Annotated in this window: 2 protein-coding genes; one reads left to right on the forward strand and one right to left on the reverse strand. The window is 33.8% G+C overall.

All coding sequences use genetic code 11. The annotated features are described in order from the left end of the window. Positions 1-150: 150 nt before the first annotated feature. On the reverse strand, positions 151-1,665 hold the full coding sequence (locus tag ACQKOF_RS24945; RefSeq protein WP_427563067.1) for an SH3 domain-containing protein: 1,515 nt from the start codon (positions 1,663-1,665) through the stop codon (positions 151-153). 791 nt (positions 1,666-2,456) lie between these two features. On the opposite strand from ACQKOF_RS24945, the gene ACQKOF_RS24950 reads away from it, so the two are divergent. Next, positions 2,457-2,645, forward strand: a complete 189-nt coding sequence (locus ACQKOF_RS24950) for a hypothetical protein (RefSeq protein WP_427563070.1) — start codon at positions 2,457-2,459, stop codon at positions 2,643-2,645. Positions 2,646-2,692 lie beyond the last annotated feature (47 nt).

Raw genomic sequence — 2,692 nt, forward strand, 5'->3', positions numbered from 1 at the left:
TTGAATTTGGTGTGGTAACTACATTCTACACGAGGTCGTTATGGGCTTCCTTTATATTGACTTCTGGGTGTTGCACTTAATATTACAATCCGTCAACATAAAAAAGAAAAGATGACTTTTATAGTCACCTTTTCACTTGTAAGTAGCAATTTAGTTATTGAATATTTGTTCGTAACGGTGGAAGAATGCCACTGTGTGCGCTCTCGCTAGAGAATCATTTGGTTTAAACTCTTCATTTGTTTTAGTAGTTGTTAAACCATTATCACGAAGGAATTTAATAGCTTCTGACTGAGATACAGTCTTACCATAATGCATTGAAGCTAAGATACGAGCGAAGTTCCCCCGTGTGATATCCTTACCTGCAATGGCTTGTTTGGATGCTGTGTTTGCACCTAGAACTGGTAGAGAGTATTTTGTAGCCAGTTGGTAGTTTACGTCTCCATACCATGAAGTATTAGCTATCGTTGAAGCTAGTTCTGATGGTTTGAAGTAACGTAATAGGATAGATAACATTTGGTTTTCCGTTAAGTTAGTGTACGGTTTAAGTAAGTTTTCGTACTTACCTGTTGATGGGTTTTTCACGTTTGGGTATCCACTGATGATACCGATGTTGACTGCCCACTTAAAATCCTCAGCCCAGTATTGGTTTGCATTGTAATCAGCAAACTTTGATACATCAACGTTGCCCGTTGTGGGCGGTGTTACTGGAGGTGTTGGCGTTGGTGTTGAAGCTGAGTAGTTTAAATAACTTGATGCTACATACCCCTTTGTCCCGTCATTTCTTTTCACAGGATACCAAACAAAATGGTTTTTCTTCGTTGATACTTCTTCATATTCAAAAGGTCCCGTAATGGTAACAATTTCACCTTCACGTAAAGTACCCATAGAAGGACTATCCTTAGTAGGTCTTGTCCTAAATGTTACATTAGTTGTTGCACTAACTTTCTGATTTGTTTTAAAAAAATACTTTGATTTTGTTAATGGTAAATCAAATTTATAGTTCATCGCTGAAAATTTAATATTTTCCCTGCTGTTAGAATCATATTGAAAATGTTCGGGTAAAAAAGTTAGCTCTGTTAAGTCTATTAATTCCAATTTCTCAATAATTCGGAGAATTCTTTCTTGATAGGCATTTGCATTTCTTTCACCAGTTGCTTGGACAATTGGACTATTTACTGGTTTAGTACCGTTATAAGCCATGATAGCGAAGTACCAATGTTCCAGTACATCTCTTTCCCCACCGTTGATGCTAGGTAAATCCTTTCGCTTAAACATATCATCTAGAGTCTCTACACCAGCTTGAATATTATAGACAATATCGCTTTTTAGTCTATCTTGATTGTAGCCTGCTTGATTTGTAATTTGCATAATGCCAATTCCATTATCAGCTGTCACAATCGCTTTACCATTCATATCAAAATGACGCCAATTTCCACTTTCACCTTCCGCTATTGCCTTCACAATTTCAGGAGGAACATCATAAATCAGTGCTGTTTCGGTTAACAAACAGTTCATTGTGGAATAATCAGGGTTTACTTTCGATGCCGAATCATACTCACATGTATTTGCAATATTATTAGCTAATACATTTTTATCTATGTTTATAGATAGAGAGAGGGTACCAATGGCAATAACACTAATCAATGGTTTCAATATCTTTTTCATATGTGATTAATACACTTCCTTTCATATTTTTTAAAGTTAAAAGATTCAGATATATGTTATCATAAACCCAATATTTGAGATAGGGGTAATAGCAATGTTTCTTTCATTTAACAGGATAGAGTGATAAATGATAGCTCTAACATATATTGTTTAATTTTAATTCGGTGAAAAGGTTGTAAATAGTGATTGTTGGATTTTTACCTTTTTGTGAAATAGGTAAGCTTTCTAAAGTCCATTGAAACAAGCCCAAGCCAAATCTATCAACTCTTACAGGCTCGTTAAATGGCTCTGTAAGCTTGCTACGATTGTTGTTGTAAGCTGACTCAAAGTTGAAAGAATTGAACTTTGCCACACTCCTTATTACAACCAAGAGCTTGTGTTTGTTTTTTCGCTTCTTATATTCATTAATCCGATTCAAATAGAAAAAGCACACCAACTTAATGATATGCTACCGCAATCTCATCATAATTTGCTTTATAATCTTGCACTTCTACGAACCAACATTTGTAAACATGTTACACTAGACCAAATAACTGATTGTTCAGTTATTCAACTCCCATGAAAGATAAAAAAAATTAATCATCTTCCATTTTCTGTGGTGAAGTGCTGATAACTTCATGGATGGCTAAAGGAACAATTTAGTTTATCAATAAATAAGTTATTTTCTGAAACCCAATTAATCATGAACATCAAGTTATTTTTCTTTATAAAAAATACCTTTATTTAGAAAAAACAATGATTGAAAAAGGAGGGGAAATGATTGAGCCAAAATAAGGAAAGATAAAATCCAAATGCAAAAAAAAGTTCAAGGTTTATATAGAAAGATAAAACAACAACGTAAGGAAGATAAAAATGATAACAAAATTGGTATAGTCATTGTAAATATTTGTGTTGTATTAGCGATTTTGGGTCTTATACTAAATGCATTTATTAAGGTTCTAAGTCAAATGTTGGGGTGCACAAATCTTTCAGCACGTTAACCCAGATGAACCCCGATTTCTTTATACTTTAAATTTAATAAGATTTT

Source organism: Lysinibacillus sp. NPDC093190 (genome assembly GCF_050280425.1).
GTDB lineage: Bacteria > Bacillota > Bacilli > Bacillales_A > Planococcaceae > Lysinibacillus.

What these genes read in the sequence shown, in the direction of transcription:
- ACQKOF_RS24945 (WP_427563067.1), bottom strand. Translation starts at nt 1,665, where the DNA reads ATGAAAAAGATATTGAAACCATTGATTAGTGTTATTGCCATTGGTACC.
- ACQKOF_RS24950 (WP_427563070.1), top strand. Translation starts at nt 2,457, where the DNA reads ATGCAAAAAAAAGTTCAAGGTTTATATAGAAAGATAAAACAACAACGT.